Origin of the sequence: Sorangium sp. So ce693 (assembly GCF_051521375.1) — a bacterium.
Taxonomy (GTDB): domain Bacteria; phylum Myxococcota_A; class Polyangia; order Polyangiales; family Polyangiaceae; genus Sorangium; species Sorangium atrum.
On record NZ_CP150347.1, the window covers coordinates 78,223 to 94,596 of the forward strand.

Below are 16,374 nucleotides of genomic sequence, written 5' to 3' on the forward strand. Positions count from 1 at the left end.
CGCTGAGCGGCTCGAAGGAGCCGACCGCCAAGACGCCAGAAGACGCCAGAGGGAGAAACTCGTTCTCTGGCGTCTTCTGGCGTCTTTTTGGCGTTTTCGCGGCCACCTGCCCTCTCGCTCCGGCGCCTCTGGGCGGCAGGCGGCCCTCACGCCTCGCGCAGGAAGGCCTCGAGCAGCGCCGCCGAGACGTCGAGGAGATCGCGCTCCGTCACGATGCCCACCAGCCGGTCGCCCGCGACGACGGGCAGGCAGCCGACGCGGTGCTCGCGCATGATCCGCATCGCCTCCAGCGTCGGCGTGTCCGGCGCGACGGTCACGGGATCGGGCCGCATGATGGACGCGACCGTGGGCGGCGCGGATCCGCTCGGCGCCGCCGCGGCGCCGCGGGCGACGAGCCGGAGCAGCGCGCGGTGGGAGACGACGCCGACGAGCCGGCCCTGCTCGTCCTCGACCGGGACGTGGCGCACGTGCCGCCAGTCCATGACGCTCGCGGCGAAGTCGACGATGTCGGTGGGCCGCACCGTGAACAGATCGGTCGACATGAACTGGCCCACGGTCCGGTAGCTGTCGCGCACGAGGTCCTGGTCGTCTTCGAGCGCGGCGGGCTCCCACGCGTGCACCGGGCGCCCGGCCCCGCCGCCCCGGGCCTCCTCCTGCTGGCGGGCCAGCATCGCGGCGCAGAGGGCGCGGTTCCGCAGCTCCGGGGTGCCCCGCCCGGCCATGGACGCGAGCGAGCCGAGCGCCCACTGCGCGCCCGTCTGGCCGCGGCGGACCCGCTCCTCGACGACGCCGAGGTACCGGTCGACGTCGGCGGCGTCGATGCCCGCGGCCGAGAGGCCCGCCCGGGCGGCGGGGAGGAGGTGCGAGAGGATGAGCTCCGGGGCAGGGAGGCTCCGGCCGCCGATCCACGTGAGCTGCGCCTTCAGGCCGTGGCGGGCCGCCGCGAAGAAGTTCGCCTTGGCGTCCTCGAACGGCATCTCGAGGTCGATGCGCGGGTGCTCGGCGGCGAGGCCGGACATGAGGCCGAAGAAGAAGGCGGCGTTCGCGACCTCGTCGAGGACCGTTGGCCCCGAGGGCAGCGCGCGGCTCTCGATGCGCAGGTGCGCGACCCCGGCCACGGCCCCGTAACAGGGGCGGTTCCAGCGGTAGACGGTGCCGTTGTGGACCCGCAGGGCCTTGAGATCCGGCACCTCCCCGCGCGCGAGCACGGCCGCGGGGGGCTCGCCGGTCTCGGCGGTCATGACCACGCGGAACCGCGCGATGTCCTCGCGGAAGAGATCGAGCACGCCGCCCTGCACCCAGCCGTCGCCGAAGTGGACGCGGGGCCTGTGCTGCCGGCCCTCGAGCGCGGTCGGGCGGGTGTCGACCGACGTCTCGAAGAGGGCGATCCGCGTCTCGTGCCAGAGCCGCTGCCCGAGGAGCAGCGGCGAGTTGACCGCGGCGGCGAGGACGGGCGCGGTCACCGCCTGCGCGAGGTTGTAGAGCGACGTGAACTCCCGCGCCCCGACCTGGAGGTGGACCTGGAAGCTCGTGTTGCACGACTCGAGCAGGATGTTGTCGTGGGTCATCTCGAGCTCGTCGAGCCCGTGGATCGAGACGCGGAAGTCGCCCTGGCGCAGCCGCAAGAGCGCGCGGTTGAGCTCGTGGTAGCGCGGCGCCGGCGTGAGGTTCTCGAGGCGGAGGTCGCCGGCGCGCAGGGTGGGGAGGATGCCCGTGAGCAGGACGTCGGCGCCGACGGAGCGCGCGGCCTCGGCAGCCCGCCCGATGACCTCCGTGAGCTCGGCCTCGAGCCGCCGCAGGCAGTCACCGCCGAACGGGAGGGGGGTGAGGTTCGCCTCCAGGTTGAAGCGAGCGAGCTCGGTCGTGAGCCGAGCGTCGGCGGCCCGCTCGAGCACCTCCAGCGCGAGCGGGGCGGGCCGGAGCGCGCGATCGACGAGGAACATCTCCTGCTCGGCGCCGATGCGGCGCACGCCGGACTCGATGCGATCCTCCCGGAGCAGGCGCTCGAGCGCCTCCACGTCGTCGAGCAGCGCCCGCATGAACGCGTGGTGCTGCTCCTCGCTCGCCTGCTCGGAGACGTGCTGCTCGCCCATGGTGACCGCCCCGCCTTTCGCTCGCTCCCGCTCCAGGGAAGCCTACGACGGCGAGCGACAGGGGGCGCGGGAGATCCCCTGACGGACGGCGGGCGTCTGGCTCGGCGCGGGCGGCGCGGCGGCGGGCGAAGGCGGGCGACGCGGTCAGAAGCTGCGGCCCGGCGCGGTCAGAAGCTGCGGCCGGCCGCAAGCCGCAGCGTGGCGACCTTGTCCTCGGCGAGGCCGAACCCGAGCGGCGCGTCGATCGCCACGAGCAGGCCCGCCCGGGCATAGAAGCCAGGCTGCTTCAGCGTGTAGGTGAAGAACGGCTCCATCGCGAGCTGCATCCTGTCGTCGCGGGTCGGCGTCAGCGCGGCCTGGAGGCGGAGCCCGCCGCCGTAGGGGCCTCGGCCGCGCAGCTCGAGCTCGTCGCCCTGCTCGACCACGAGCTCGACGCCGGCCCTGCTGGTCGGGAGGGCGAACATCACCGCGGTGTCCGCGCGGTAGACGAGCCGGGCGGCGAGCTCCGCCTCGACGCCGCCGAGGACCCTCAGGGGCAGGTGCCCGGCGGTGAGCCGGTGCAGGTCGAAGGAGGCGCGCGCGGGGGCGGTCGCCTGCAGCGTGGCGCGGGCGTCGGCGTCGGGGGCGCTGAGGACGGGGATCGAGAGCGCGCCGCCGCCGAAGACGGTGAGCTTGCGCGAGAGGGCGCGCGCATAGTGGGCGCCGACCGTCGGATTGCCGAAGAGAAGGCTGCCGGCGCTGCTGCTCTCGTCGACGCCGAGCCGGGTGGACCGGAACGTCGCAGAGACGTCGCCGTAGACGAGCGGGAGATCCACGTCGAGGTGGAGCCGGCCGAACCGCTCGAGCTGACCTCGGAGATCGAAGGTCAGCCCGAACGTGCTCACCTCGGACGTGACATCGTCCATGGCCCAGGAGGCCGACTTGCTCAGGACGTCGAGCTCGATCTCCGCACGCGATCCCTGGGATTTAGCCCAGCTGTTCTTTTCGGCCGGAGCGGCAGGTGGCGCCGTGAGCCAGAGCGAGAGCAGGAGAGCGGAGGAGAGCAGCGATCTCGCGTTCAATCAGGCCCACCTGCGAGGACTACCATGGCTCGGCTCGGCCGTGGTCAGCGAACGGCGCCCTCGGCGCCCGCGGCCTCCTCGTCCTCGTCGTCGTCCTCCTCGTCCTCGTCGTCGTCCTCCTCGCTGTCGTCGTCAGCGTCGCCGCTGCCGTCGAAGAGCAGGGAGGGAGCGCCTTCGTTGCCGTGCTCGGCGAAGATCGCGTCGGCGGCGATCACGAGCTCCTCCATGCGGTCGGCGTCGACGGGGCCGTACACGGCGAGCGCCATGGCGCGATCCTGCACGAACAGCCACGCATCGGGGAAGTCGAGCAGGGCGTCGCGGATGGGCTTCGAGAGCCACCTACCGATGGCCTTCGCTTCGGGCCCCTCGACAAGGAACTGCTCCATGAACTCCGGGTCCTTCTTGAACTGGACGCCGGTGTTGGGGGCACGCGTGCCATCGACGATGGGCAGCGGGCACACGGTGAGCCGGGGAGCAGCCTTGGCCAGCTTTGTGAGGACCACCTGGTACTCGCTGCCGTTCTTCGCGTCCGGCCCCACGACCGCGACGTAGGCGAGCTTCGGGACGAGCTCGTAGCGGGCGAGGACCGCGCCGCCGCCCGTCTCCTGCAGCGTGTGCTCGAGGCTGGACGGCAACGAGCGCACCGGACGAGGGCCGTCGCCGCCGGCGTCGGCCTTCCGGCCGCCGGGCTTCGCGCCGGGACGGGCCGGGGCCGCCTCCGGGGTCATCAGCGCGCGCCACCGCGCGAGCTCGCGGTCGCGCCGCGCCTCGTGCCGACCGCGCAAGCCGGTCAGGAACCAGACGACGAGCAACGCAAGGGGACCTACGTACCAGAGCCAGGGCATGGGGCGGCGATGCTAGCAAACCTCGCGGAGCTGCGGTGGGGTCGCGCGCGCCCGCGGTAGGGCCGCCCTCGTCTCGCCACCCATCCGCCATCCGGCATCCGACGCGTGTTGCCGTGGCGCGCCTCGCCGCGGAGCGGCGAGGGTCAGGGCGCCGGCGCCGGAGCGGCGTCGTTCGACCGCTCGAAGACGCACCAGTAGCCGTTCTTGCTGTGGCGCACCATCCCGGCCACCTCGTAAACGCCCCGGAAACGCCGGTCCTTGCGGAGCTTCTCCTGCGCCGGGAACGGGAGCTTGTCGCACGTGTCGGCGCCGCCGACGAACACGAAGTAACGCGGCATCTTGTCGAAGACGTGCTGCACGTAGCCGGAGCCCGTCTTGCGCGTGTAGCCGCCCGGGAGCTTGGAGATCACGGGATCGACGAGGCCGAGGAGATCGAGCACCGGATAGTCGGTCACATAGCCGATGTACCCGATGTCGCCCACGGCGACCTCGCCGGGCTTGCCGTGCTCCTGGAACCAGCTGGCCACGCCGCCCGCGGCGCTGTCCCAGAACCGCTTCTCGTCGTCGAGGATCCGGTGCTGGGCGCGCTCGATCCGCTGCGCCCGGAAGACGCCCAGCGCGACGAGGCAGCCGAGCGCGAGCACGCCGGCCCCCGCGGCGAGGGCGATCGCCTTGCCCTCGGGCGCGTCCGCGGCGCGGGCCGAGAGCTCGGCGAGCAGCGGCTCGAGAAGCGCGCGCGCCCCGAGGCCCGCGAGCAGGAAGCAGAACGGCTCGAACGGGCTCATGAAGCGGTAGTACGGCATCCAGTCCCCGCCCACGAGGAGCACGTAGCCGCCCACCGCGAGCGCGAGGGCCCCGACGCAGAGCGCGTCGCGGTGGCGCGCGACGATCGCCACGCAGAGGCCGAAGAGCCCGAGCAGGAGCGCCGGCCACGTGTGCTCCGCGTACTCCGCGAGGTAGCGCTGCCCCCCGGCCAGCTGCTCCGCGAGGCTGCCGGTCTTGGCGCTCAGCGTGTTCGGCAGCCACGTGCCGTAGTAGCTGTGCCGCCAGAGCATGTGGCACGCGATGGGCGCGGCGAAGACGACGCCGCGGAGGAGGTTCTGCCGCCCGAAGAAGCGAAGGCCGAGGAAGAGCATCGGTATGCCGATGAACATCGGCGCTTCCGGGCGCGTCAGGCCGGCGAGCCCGAAGACGAGGCCCGAATACGGGAAGCCGGTCCCCCGATCGCGCTCGCGGAACATCATCTCGGTGCCCGCGAGGACGAGCAGGACGAACAGCGGCGTCTCCAGGCCGAAGACGGCATATCCGCTCTGCACGATCGAGCTCGCGAACAGCCACGTGGCGATGCAAGGGACCGCGCCGCGCGGGTGAAGCCGGGCCGAGAGGAGGTAGAGCGCGCCGAGCGAGCCGCAGGCGGCGAGCCCGCCGAGCACCTTGGCGACGATGTCCGGGTCGAGGCCGAGCTTGATTCCGCCCGCGAGCAGCACGGTCCAGAGGAAGTTCGTGTACCCCTCGATGCGCTCGCCGGCGTTGTAGACGAGCCCGAGGCCTCGGGCGAAGTTGCGCGCGTAGCGGTAGGAGATGTACGCGTCGTCGATCGTGAACGAGCGCACACGCACCATGTTCACGACGAGGAGGAACGCCGGCAACACGAGGCCGAACGCGAGGTGCAGGCGCTCGGAGAGCGGCGCGCCTCGCAGCCAGTCGCGCAAGCGTCGGGCCGGGGGCGCGTCTTCGACGCCCCCGTCGCCCGCCGCTTCCAGGTCGCCGTCTGCCTCGCCGCTCGGAGGGGCGACCCCGAGTTGCCCGTGCTCTGCTTCTTCCGGTTCCAGGAAAGCCATGTGAAGCCTCTCCCTACCATGGATGGTTCATGTCGGGGTCGTTTCTTGGTCGAGGCGCTCATCCCAGCTATCCTTGCGACATGCGTGCAGCCATTGTCGCTCTTGCCGCCTCCTCCGCGCTTTTCGTCGCGCCCCCGGCGCTCTGTGCCCGCGGCGTGCCGTGCGGCTTCTATGGCATCGATCCCGGGGCGCCCATCGACGCAGGGGAGGTGATCCTCGACGGCGATCACGCGAAACGGCTCGCGCGGGCGGGCGCCGGTGCCGTGCGCGTCGAGTTCCTGCTCGACGGCGCCGACGCGTGGGACGACGACAAGCTCGAGGAGTACGACGCCATCATCGACGCGGCGCGCGCCGCGGGCCTCGAGCCGGTCGGGCTCCTCTCTCACCGCACGCTCGGAGAAGAACAGGATGTCTGGAATGACGATCGGGACCGGGACGGCAACAACCCGTATGTAGAGGCGTTCGCCGAGACGGCAGAGGCGCTCATGACGAGGTACGCCGGGGACGTCGTCCAGTGGGAGATCTGGAGTCAGCCGAACTGCTCCGAGCTCCCCGACCCCACGCTCGACCCGCAGCACGCGGGCTGCACCTTCATCCTGCCCCGGGTGCTCGCGCGGATCCTCGCCGAGATCCGCATCCGCAACGAGGCGCTCTTCAACGTCGACGAGCTGTCGCTGACCACGGGCGGCCTGCTCGCCTCGGACGACCCGGCCGCGCCGTTCTCGGGGGTCGATTACCTGCGCGAGCTCTACGCGCAGCCGGTGTGGGACGATCTCGAGGCGCGCTTCGGGCGGCGGACGCCGTGGTCTCGCCTCGGTCAACAGCTGTTCTTCCATCAGGGCACCGAGGCCGATCCGGTGGCGCTCGGCGATTACCTCGACGAGCTGCGCGATCTCGCCGACGAGGAGGGAGACGAGAGCCCCTTCGCCGTGACCGGGATCGCGTGGTCGAGCGCGCTCGTCGGCGAGGAGCTCCAGGCGGCGAACCTGACCACATCGTTCGAGCTCCTCTCCGAGCGCGACGATGTCGCCAGCGTCGTCTGGGCCAGCTACCAGGACGCGCCGCTCGACGAGCAGCCCTTCGGCCTCGTCGACGAGGCCGGGGTGGAGAAGCTCGCGCTCGACGCGTTCAGCGAGTCGGCCGACAACTGCGAGCCGACGGAGCAAGGCGGGGGGACGGGGAGCGGCGGCGGGGGGAGCGGATCGAGCGGCGGCGGCGTTGCAGCCGGCTCGCCGCCCGGAAGCAGCGGGCAGATGGGGCGGCCGATCGACGGAAAGCGGCGCGCGAGCTCCTGCAGTTATGCCGCGGGCGCGACCAGCGAAGGCGGAACGCGGCCCGATGTGGGGTGGCTCGCGTTGCTCGCGATCGGCGCGATCGCGATGGTGCGCTGCCGCCGCGTCATTTGAAGGCAACTCGGGCGCTCTCGTCGCCGACAGGTGAGGCATGCCTCACAGCTCGGCGCGCTTCGCGCGGCGGATGGCCGTGCGCGTGGTCCTTTTGCTCTTCAATGGCTGCGGGGACGACGCCGCGGGCGTTCGCTTCGGCGTCTGCACCGACGGCGTGGTCGACGAGGGCGAGGCGTGCGACGACGGCAATACCGCGGAGGGCGACGGCTGCTCGCCCACGTGCCAGCGCGAGGAGCCAGCGGCGCCCCGCTGCGGCGACGGCGCGCTCGACGCGGGCGAGGCGTGTGACGACGGCGACACGGCGGCCGGGGACGGCTGCTCGGCGGCGTGCGAGATCGAGGTGCCCCCGCGCTGCGGCGACGGCGCCCTCGATCCGGGGGAGCCGTGCGACGACGGGAACGTCGCGACGGGCGACGGCTGCGAGATCGATTGCACGAAGACGCCGGCCGAGGAGACCGTCTGCGAGGAGCTTTCGCCGCTCCCGCAGGGGACGTGCGAGGTGGTCGCCGGCGCGGGCGCGACGCTGATCCGGGGCGTCGTGCTGGCCCCGGGCAGGGTGTACCGGGGCGGGCGGGTGCTCGTGGACGAGCGGGGCGCGATCGCGTGCGTCGGCTGCGATTGCGAGGCGGCGGGCGCGACGGAGATCACGTGCCCGAGCGGCGTCGTCTCCCCGGCGCTCATCAACACGCACGATCACATCACGTACACGCAGAACAGCCCGTATACCCCGACCGAGGAGCGCTATGAGCACCGCCACGACTGGCGCACCGGCAACAACAAGCACACGAGGATCGACGCGCCAGGCATGGCGAGCGAGGCACAGATCCGCTGGGGCGAGCTCCGCTTCCTGATGGGCGGCGCGACCTCGATCGTCGGCTCGGGGAGCGCGCCAGGGCTCCTCAGGAACCTGGACCGGGCCGACCAGGAGGGCCTGGGCCAGAAGGCGGTCCATTTCGACACGTTCCCGCTCGACGACACGGGCGGCCGCGAGATCGTGAGCGGCTGCGGCTACTCGGCCGACATGGTGACGGGGGAGGACGTCGAGGGGGAAGACGCCTATTGCCCGCATGTCGCCGAGGGGATCGAGGCGTCGGCGCGCAACGAGTTCGTCTGCCTGAAGACAAAGCCGAACGACGTGCTCGAGCCGCAGAGCGCGTTCATCCACGGGATCGGGCTGACCGCGCCCGACTACGCGGCGATGGCGGCGGAGGGCACGGCGCTCATCTGGTCTCCCCGCTCCAACATCACGCTCTACGGCGACACCGCCGTGGTCACCGCCGCCGCCCGCCTCGGGGTGCAGATCGCGCTCGGCACCGACTGGATCGCGACCGGGTCGATGAACCTCCTGCGGGAGCTCCGGTGCGCGGCGGCGCTCAACGAGACGTACTACGACGGCTTCTTCACCGACGAGGAGCTGTGGAGGATGGTCACCGGGAGCGCCGCCGCGGTCACCGCGACGGACGACGTGATCGGCGCGCTGTCCACGGGGAAGGTCGCCGACATCGCGATCTTCGACGGCAGAGAGCGCGAGAGCCACCGCGCTGTCGTCGCCGCCGATCCCGAGGACGTCGTCCTCGTGATGCGCGGCGGAAAGGTCCTGTACGGCGACGCGGCCGTGGTGTCCGCGGTCCGGGGCGCGGACGCGTGCGACGCGGTCGAGGTGTGCGGCGCGTCGAAGCAGGTCTGTCTGCAGGACGAGATCGGGATGACGCTGGAGGACCTCGAGCGGCAGGCGGGCGAGATCTATCCGGCCTTCTTCTGCGGCGAGCCCGAGCGCGAGCCGCTCTGCACCCCGTCGCGCGCGGAGAGCGCGCCCCGGAACGCCTCGGTGAACGGCTCGACCGTCTACACCGGGCAGCCGACGGACGCGGATCTCGACGGCGACGGCATCGAGAACGGCGCGGACGATTGCCCGAGCGTCTTCAACCCGATCCGGCCGCTCGACAACGGGGTCCAGGCCGACTTCGACGGCGACGGCGACGGTGACGCCTGCGACGCGTGCCCGCTCGACGCCGGCAGCTCGCTCTGCTCGCCGCCGGACCCGAACGACGCCGACAACGACGGCATCGAGAACGGCGCGGACGACTGCCCGAGCCTCCAGAACCCCGATCAGGCCGACGCGGACGGCGACGGCAAGGGCGATCCGTGCGACCTGTGCCCGGACCAGGCGAACGCAGGGGCCCTGGGCTGCACGGTGGCGATCTACGATATCAAGGACGGCACGCGCGCGGAGGGCGAGACGGTGGCCCTGGAGGACGTGCTCGTGACCGGGAAGCACGGGAGCGGCTTCTTCGTCCAGGCGAAGCCAGGGGACCCGGGGTACGCGGGGTCGGCGTACTCCGGCGTCTACGTGTACAGCCCGCAGAACACCGTGCTGGTCGGCGATCGCGTGCGGATCCCGAGCGCGGTGATCGCGAGTTACTTCGGGCAGATCCAGCTCGGGTCCGCCGTGGTCGAGGTGATCGCGTCGCTCGGCGAGGCGGCGCCGGCCCCGGAGCTCGTCGCGCCGGCCGACATCGCGACGGGCGGCGCGCGCGCTGCCGCGCTCGAGGGGGTCCTCGTCGAGGTGGAGGACGTCACGGTGATCGGGCTCGATACGAGATATCATGAGTTCGTCGTCACAGGCGATCTGTGCGTGGACGACCTCCTGTATCGGTCGAGCCCCTTCCCGGCGGAAGGCCAGCGTTTCGCGAGCCTCCGCGGCGTCCTCACCCACCGGAACGACGACTCGAAGGTCGAGCCGCGCGGCGTCGATGACCTCGTGACGACCCTCGGGGCGGAGGCCGCGACGGCAGGGCTCGTGATCAACGAGGTGGATTATGATCAGCCGGGCGGCGATGGGGCCGAGTTCATCGAGATCTACAATGGTACCGGCGCGCCCGTGGATCTCACGGGCCATGCGCTCGTGCTGGTCGATGGATCCAGCAGCGCGCCCTCCGCCTACAGGACGCTCGATCTGAGCTCCGCCGGCACGCTCGCGGCTGGCCAGTACCTCGTCGTCGGCAGCACGGCGGTGGTCGGCACCGACACCATGCCTGGCGTCGTGGCGAAAGGTGCGGTGACGATCGCGTTCTCTGGCGCGCAGACCGACCGGATGCAGAACGGGGCTTCCGACGGGATCGCGCTGATGAACACCATGACAGGGGCCGTGATCGACGCGCTCTCCTACGAGGGGAGCATCACCGCCGTCACGATCGGGAGCGCCAGCGTGAGCCTCGTCGAAGGCGACGCGTTGCCGGCCACCGTGGCGGACGGCGGCACGGCGGCTGGCTCGCTCTGCCGCCTGCCCGACGGGACGGACACGAACCAGGCCGCCGCCGACTGGGCGCTCTCCGCGACGATCACCCCTGGTGCGGCGAACGTGCCGTGAGCCCCGGCCGAGGCGCTGCGCCGCGCTCCTCAGCGCAGCGCGCCTCGGCGGCCCGCCGTTCGCCCGGCGCCGCCGCGCGGTCCACGCCGCGCTCGCCGGTGTCTTCGTTCTGTCGGCTGTGTCTGGAGAAGATAGGGAGAATCAAGGAGGGATGAGCCGTGAGCGGGCGCTCACAGGCAGCCGCAGAGCGGGTCGCCCGCCTTGCACACGCACTTTCCGCCCTTCTTGGCCGGCGCCGCCGCGCTGGCGCCCCGCACCGCCGCGCTGGCGCCCCGCGCCGCCTTGCCGGACGTCGCCGCTCGGCCGCGGAGGGTTGCGGTCCCCTTGACGGTCGGCGTCTTCGCGTCGGCCACGTCATCACCCTCGGCCAGCGCCTTGGTCGCCGCCGTCGCCTTGTAATCGGCGAACGCCTTCTGGGCCTTCTCGGCGTCGCTCTTGGCGGCATCGAGCGCGAGGGTAAGCTCGGTGATCTTCCGGTTGCGCTCGTCGAGCTGGAGGTTGAGCTGCGCGATCCTGTCCTGCTCGGCGACGCGGGCGGCCACGGCCTCGGCCTGACCCGCCTCGGCTTCCTTCACCTTGCCGGCGAAGGTGGTCACCGCGACCGCGGCCACGGCCGCCACGACCAGACCCATCCAGAACGCGAACCGACCCCGCCGCTTCTGCCGCACGCCCTGGGCGATCGCCTCGAGCTCGCGCTCGAGGTCCCCCGAGCCCGACATGGGCGGCACGCTGGCCGCCACCGGCGCGATGCTGGCGGGCCCTCTCGTCCCCTGGGTGTACGTGGCAGGGGCCTGGTAGAGCCCTCCCGGGCTTTGTTGCGTGTTCCTCATCGCGCGAGACCTCCTCCTGCGTGAGCCATTCCTCCTCTAAGCAAGTGGGGGGGCCTCCTGGCAAGTGTGGTGCCAGGTGAGCTCGCCTTGCGCTGGCACCGTGTGCATCGTCCGTGAAGCAAACAGCGGTGCAAAGCGAGGACTCCCACCGCAAAGCGATGGCTCACGGCGCGAAACGTGGACTCCCACCGCAAAACGAGGACTCACGAGGTGCTCCGGAGGCGAGTCGCGCGAGATCCGGGTGGATCACTCGTTCTGGTGCATGGACGGCTCACCGGACCTCGATGCGTCCCCTGGTCCAACGGAGGTCCTGCACCACGCGCTGGCAACACGGTGCTGCCGGCGCGGAGGGAGGGCCGCCTCCGGGCAGCGACCGGAAGCGCCCCGATCGAGTCAACGATTCCGGCCACTTGCGGCCGTAGTCCGGCCACTGCCGCGCCTCCGCGGGATCCGGTGACGCGAGCGCCTCGTCGCGAGGTGGCTGCCGGCCGTCAGGGCTGCAGTTTGGCGACGAAGGCGTCGGGGCCCCCGGTGTTCATCAGGGGCTCCCCCCCGAGATCGATCCTGCCGCTGAAGCTGCCCGTCAGCGCGATGGCTCCCAGCTCATCCACGGCGACGGCCCGGGCGCGCTGCTCCGACGCGTCGCCGAACGATTTGGCCCAGACCGTATCGCCGTTCGGAGCGAGCTTCGCGAAGAAGGCGTCGTTGCCGCCGAGGGACTGGAGCTTCGGGCTCGGGGCGCCGAAGTCGATGGCGCTCTCGAACTCTCCGACAACGATGACGTTGCCCGCCTGGTCGACCGCCACCCCCAGCGCCTTCTGATCTCGGGCGTCCCCGTACAGACGGTTCCAGAGGTGCTTGCCCTCCGCGTTGAAGGCGGCGACGACCGCGTCGTTTCCTCCGGCGTATCTCCGCGGCGCTCCGTCGAAATTGATCGTTCCCCCGGTGCTCCCTGCGACGACGATGTCCCCCTTCGCGTCCACCGCGACCGCCGTGAATTCCTGGCTCATGGTGTCGCCGAACATCTTGGCCCAGAGCGGCGTCCCGCTCCCGTCGAGCTTCGCGATGAAGGCGTCGTCGCCCTGAGCCGTGAGGAGCGTCGTCCCGAAGTACACCCTGCCTGCGATGCGGCCGACCAGGACCACGCCTCCGTCGGGCGTGACGGCAGCGTCGTTCGCGACCTCAGCTGTCGTATCGCCGAAGTTCCTGCTCCAGGCGAGGTTCCCGAGGGCGTCCATCTTCACGACGAAGATGTCCTCTCCACCCTTGCTCGCCAGGTGGTTCCCGCCCATCCGCTGCCCGCCCAGCACGTCGGCCGAGTCGGTGAAACTGCCAGCGACGACGATGTTGTCGTTCGAATCCACCGCGAGCCCGTAAACTCTATCGACGCTCGGACCGGCGATCGTCTTGATCCAGTCCAGGCCGCCAATCGCGTCGAGCTTCGCCACGAACACGTCCGAGCTGCCTGCGCTCGTGAGCGACGCCCCGTCGAAGTTAAGTGTGTTTTCGAAGGTCCCGGCCAGGATCACGCCGCCGTTCTTGTCGAGCGCCACGCGAGTGGAAAAATCCGAGCCGTTCCCCCCGAACGCCTTCGACCACCCCCTCGCGCCGCCGGGACCGAGCTGGACGACGAAGCCGTCGTACGCTCCCAGGCTGCCGACGGGCGCTCCCTGGCTGCCGACGGAATCCAGGCTGGTGCTGAAGGCACCCGCGACCAGGATATGTCCTTCCCTGTCGAACGTGACGTCAACCCCGATCTGGTCGCCGTTCCCTCCGAGCTTGGCGCTCCAGTCGTGCGCTCCGATGCACGCCGCCACGCCGTCGCAGCTCTCGTCGTTCTCCTTCGTCGTACAGCCCTCGGCCGTGGGGACCACCTCGCCGTCGCACGAGCCGCCGCGCAGGCAGCCTTCCTTGCACTCGCCGACCCCCTTGGTCGCTTCGGGGCCTGTATAACAAGGCGTGCAGGGCTCGTTGCCGCCCGCGCCTCCCGCGGCGCCTGCGCCGCCCGCGCCTCCCGCGGCGCCTGCGCCGCCCGTGCCGCCCGCGCCTCCCGCGGCGCCCACACCGCCCATCCCCCCTTGCGCGGCGCCGCTGCCGCTGATGGCGCCCGGCACGAGCACGCCCTCGTCGAAGCACCCGCCCAGCGCGCCGGCCAGGCCGACCGCGCCGCCAAGGATCATGAAGCCGTTGCGTTTCATCAAAACACCCCCGCGATCCCGGCACCCCACGGCGATATCCATGGACGGACCGCTGCGCCCTTGGGCTTCGCCGCCGCCGACGGTGCGGTGAGGAGCAGCGCGACGCCGCCCGCGGCGAGCGCCCCGCCCACGATGAACGCCGGCGCAGGGACGAGGCGCATGTCGTTGTACGAGCCCAGCTTGTCGCGCGTCTTCGGCGTGTCCGGGCACACGACGTCCTCGGTGCACCCGAGGTCGATAAGATCGCTGCGCAGCGCGCTCGTGATGCCGAACGTGACGCCACCGGCCACGAGCGCCGCGGCGCCCGTGCCGACGGCGGTCCAGCCGAGCACGCGCTGCGTGGTCCCCGGTGCGGGGCCGGCAGGCGGGGGGAGGACGATGGGCGGGCGGACACCGACGGGGAACTCGAGCGTGACCGCCGCCTCCTGCCGCTCCTGCAGCGCGACCTCCCGCCGGACGACACGCCCCGTCCACACGGCCTCGACGACGTGCTTGCCAGGATCGACAGGCTGGCTGACCCCCACCAGCGCCGGCGGCATCGGCTTACCGTCGATGGTGATCTGCACCTCGCGCTCCGGGGCGCCGCGCACCGCCACAGCGAGCCTGGGGATTCGTGGCTTGAGATCGTCGTACGCTTTCCCGGCGTCGGCGACAGCGGCCTTGAAGACGTCGCTGGCCGAGGCATCGAGCGAGGTGCGGCTCACTTGCAGGTAGCGCTCGGAGGCCTCGATGAGGCGCCCGAGCTGCTCGAGGCACCGCGCGGCATAGAGGTCGATCGTCGGCGCCTGGATCAGCTGGTCCGCGCGCCCGAACTTGTCGAGCGCCGCCGCATACTGGCCCTTGTCGAAGAGGTCGAGGCCCTCCTCGGCGAGGGCCCGGGCGGCGTTCATGGTGGCGGGGTCGACGTCGGCCGCCCGCGCGGTGGCCGCGAGCGCGAGCGCGAGCGCGAGCGCGAGCGCGAACGAGATGGTGGCGGTGCCCGAGACGCTCGATCGCGCGCGCATTCGTCTCCTCAGAAGCCGAGGCGGTCGGACCTGGGGCGCGTCGCGCTGGAGGCCGCGGGCGGGGCCGCGGACCTGGGCCGCGGCGAGGAGGACGCGGCCTTGCCCGGGCGAGCGGGCGCCGCCTGGGCCGAGGAGGCGGCCGCGGCCGGAGCGCTGGCATCCAGCGCGGAGCCGGCGCGGGGCGCGGGCGTCGAGGTCGCCGCGGCCGTCTTGTCCTGGGAAGGCGCGAGCTCGGGCGCCCCCCTGGGCGAATTCGCTTCCGCCGGCGGATTGCTCGCCGGGACGACGACAGGCGGTGTCTCGAGCGTCCCCGGCGGCGAGGCCGCGCCGGACGGCGGTGCATGCGGGATCGGATCTTCGCCGAGCGCGCGCCAGCCGATGAAGAGCACCCCGCAGAGGACCGAAGCCGCGAGGCCGAGCGCGACGGCCGGGACCGGGATCCTGCGGCGAGGCCTCGAGTCGGCCCCCGCCTCGTCGTAGAGGCCCGGCCGCGAGGCCACGCTCCCACCCGGCGAGACGGAGAGCGGGGAGGTCGAGATCGGCGGACCGGAGAGCGGCGCGGCGGAGAGCGGCGCGGCGGAGAGCGGCGCGGCGGACATCGGCGGGACGGAGGGCGACGCGGTGCCCGCGCCCCCGGGGATCGAGCTCACCGAGGCGCGCCCGCCCTCCTGCGCGTCGCTGGGCGGCAAGAGCGCGTCGCGCAGCGCGTCGACCATCGCCGTCGCCGAGGCGAACCGCCCGTTCGGGTCACGGCTGCACGCCTGCATGAACCACTCGTCGAACGCCGGCGGCACGGGCACAGACGCCACCTTCGAGGGGACAGGCAGCGGATCACTGCATATCTCGAGGATCATCGCGCCAGGCGCCTCGGCCGTGATCGCCGCCCGGCCGCACACGCACTCGAACGCGATCACCCCGAGCGCCCAGAGGTCCGACCGATAATCGACTGTCGCGCCCTGCGCCTGCTCAGGGCTCATGTACGGCAGCGTCCCGATCAGCACGCCCGCCTGCGTCCCGATGCCCTCTTTGCCGGACATGCGCGTCTTGGCGACGCCGAAATCGAGGACCTTGGCCACCTCCCGGTCGTCGTCGAGGGCGAGGAAGATGTTGTCGGGCTTGAGGTCGCGGTGGACGATGCCGGCGTCGTGGGCCTTGCGCACGGCGCGCGCGACGTCGGCGAAGATGCGCGCCGTATCGGCCGGCTCGAGCGCGCCGACACGCTCGAGCCGGTGCGCGAGGTCCTCGCCCTCGAGGAGCTCCATCGCGATGAAGGGGACGTCGTTCTCGACGCCGTGATCGAGGATCTGCACGACGTTCGGGCTGCGGAGCGCCGCCGCCGCCTGCGCCTCCTGGTAGAAGCGCGCGCGGACCGTCTCGTCCTTCGCGTAGAGAGGCCCGAGCATCTTGATCGCGACCGGCGAGCCCAGCGTGAGATCGTCCGCGCGCCAGACGGTGCCCATGCTGCCCGAGCTGAGGGGGCGGAGCAGCCGATATCGGCCGACCAGCACCTGTCCCTCCAGCGCGAACGCGTTCGTCGTCATTGTCGCAGGACCTGTGATGCGAGCGTGGCCTTCCCTACGCTGGTGGTTGTTCAGTGCCGGTCAACAACAACGGATAGACTGAAAGTCTACGGGGCGTGGCGCGGAGCGTCAATCGGTGCACCCGCCGCGTGCTCGTGGGACGTCGCTAGAGCACCGAACAGGTTGAAACGCCGCGCGAGAGAGAG

General features: G+C 71.8%; 10 protein-coding genes. 2 read left to right on the forward strand and 8 right to left on the reverse strand.

Features of this window, described 5'->3' with window-relative positions; genetic code table 11:
* Positions 1 to 146 precede the first annotated feature (146 nt).
* The 4 genes from WMF14_RS00305 to WMF14_RS00320 all read right to left on the reverse strand — a co-directional run bounded on the left by WMF14_RS00305 (position 147) and on the right by WMF14_RS00320 (position 5,840).
* Positions 147 to 2,093, reverse strand: coding sequence for a CBS domain-containing protein (locus tag WMF14_RS00305; RefSeq protein ID WP_437798162.1), 1,947 nt, complete (start codon positions 2,091 to 2,093; stop codon positions 147 to 149).
* 167 nt (positions 2,094 to 2,260) lie between these two features.
* Positions 2,261 to 2,998 carry a hypothetical protein gene (locus WMF14_RS00310; protein WP_437798164.1) on the reverse strand — a complete coding sequence of 246 codons (738 nt, stop codon included), beginning with the start codon at positions 2,996 to 2,998 and terminating at the stop codon, positions 2,261 to 2,263.
* Between the two features lie 200 nt (positions 2,999 to 3,198).
* On the reverse strand, positions 3,199 to 3,999 hold the full coding sequence (locus tag WMF14_RS00315; protein ID WP_437798166.1) for a hypothetical protein: 801 nt from the start codon (positions 3,997 to 3,999) through the stop codon (positions 3,199 to 3,201).
* Between the two features lie 143 nt (positions 4,000 to 4,142).
* The gene (locus tag WMF14_RS00320) at positions 4,143 to 5,840 is read right to left on the reverse strand and encodes a hypothetical protein (protein WP_437798167.1); all 1,698 of its coding nucleotides are present in this window, start codon (positions 5,838 to 5,840) and stop codon (positions 4,143 to 4,145) included.
* A gap of 80 nt (positions 5,841 to 5,920) precedes the next feature.
* Here WMF14_RS00320 and WMF14_RS00325 point away from each other — a divergent pair, with 80 nt between their 5' ends.
* Positions 5,921 to 7,246, forward strand: coding sequence for a hypothetical protein (locus WMF14_RS00325; protein ID WP_437798169.1), 1,326 nt, complete (start codon positions 5,921 to 5,923; stop codon positions 7,244 to 7,246).
* A gap of 37 nt (positions 7,247 to 7,283) precedes the next feature.
* Positions 7,284 to 10,616 (forward strand): lamin tail domain-containing protein, encoded by a 3,333-nt coding sequence (locus WMF14_RS00330; protein WP_437798171.1) that lies wholly within the window; start codon positions 7,284 to 7,286, stop codon positions 10,614 to 10,616.
* Between the two features lie 170 nt (positions 10,617 to 10,786).
* Here the strand turns inward: WMF14_RS00330 and WMF14_RS00335 are convergent, their stop codons facing one another.
* The 4 genes from WMF14_RS00335 to WMF14_RS00350 all read right to left on the reverse strand — a co-directional run bounded on the left by WMF14_RS00335 (position 10,787) and on the right by WMF14_RS00350 (position 16,189).
* Positions 10,787 to 11,446 (reverse strand): hypothetical protein, encoded by a 660-nt coding sequence (locus WMF14_RS00335; RefSeq protein ID WP_437798173.1) that lies wholly within the window; start codon positions 11,444 to 11,446, stop codon positions 10,787 to 10,789.
* A gap of 491 nt (positions 11,447 to 11,937) precedes the next feature.
* Positions 11,938 to 13,644 (reverse strand): SBBP repeat-containing protein, encoded by a 1,707-nt coding sequence (locus WMF14_RS00340; RefSeq protein ID WP_437798175.1) that lies wholly within the window; start codon positions 13,642 to 13,644, stop codon positions 11,938 to 11,940.
* Positions 13,644 to 14,648 carry a tetratricopeptide repeat protein gene (locus WMF14_RS00345; RefSeq protein ID WP_437798177.1) on the reverse strand — a complete coding sequence of 335 codons (1,005 nt, stop codon included), beginning with the start codon at positions 14,646 to 14,648 and terminating at the stop codon, positions 13,644 to 13,646. Before WMF14_RS00345 ends, WMF14_RS00340 begins: the two co-directional genes overlap by 1 nt.
* 8 nt (positions 14,649 to 14,656) lie before the next feature.
* A complete protein-coding gene (locus WMF14_RS00350) occupies positions 14,657 to 16,189 on the reverse strand; it encodes a protein kinase domain-containing protein (protein ID WP_437798179.1) in 1,533 nt (510 codons plus the stop codon).
* Positions 16,190 to 16,374 lie beyond the last annotated feature (185 nt).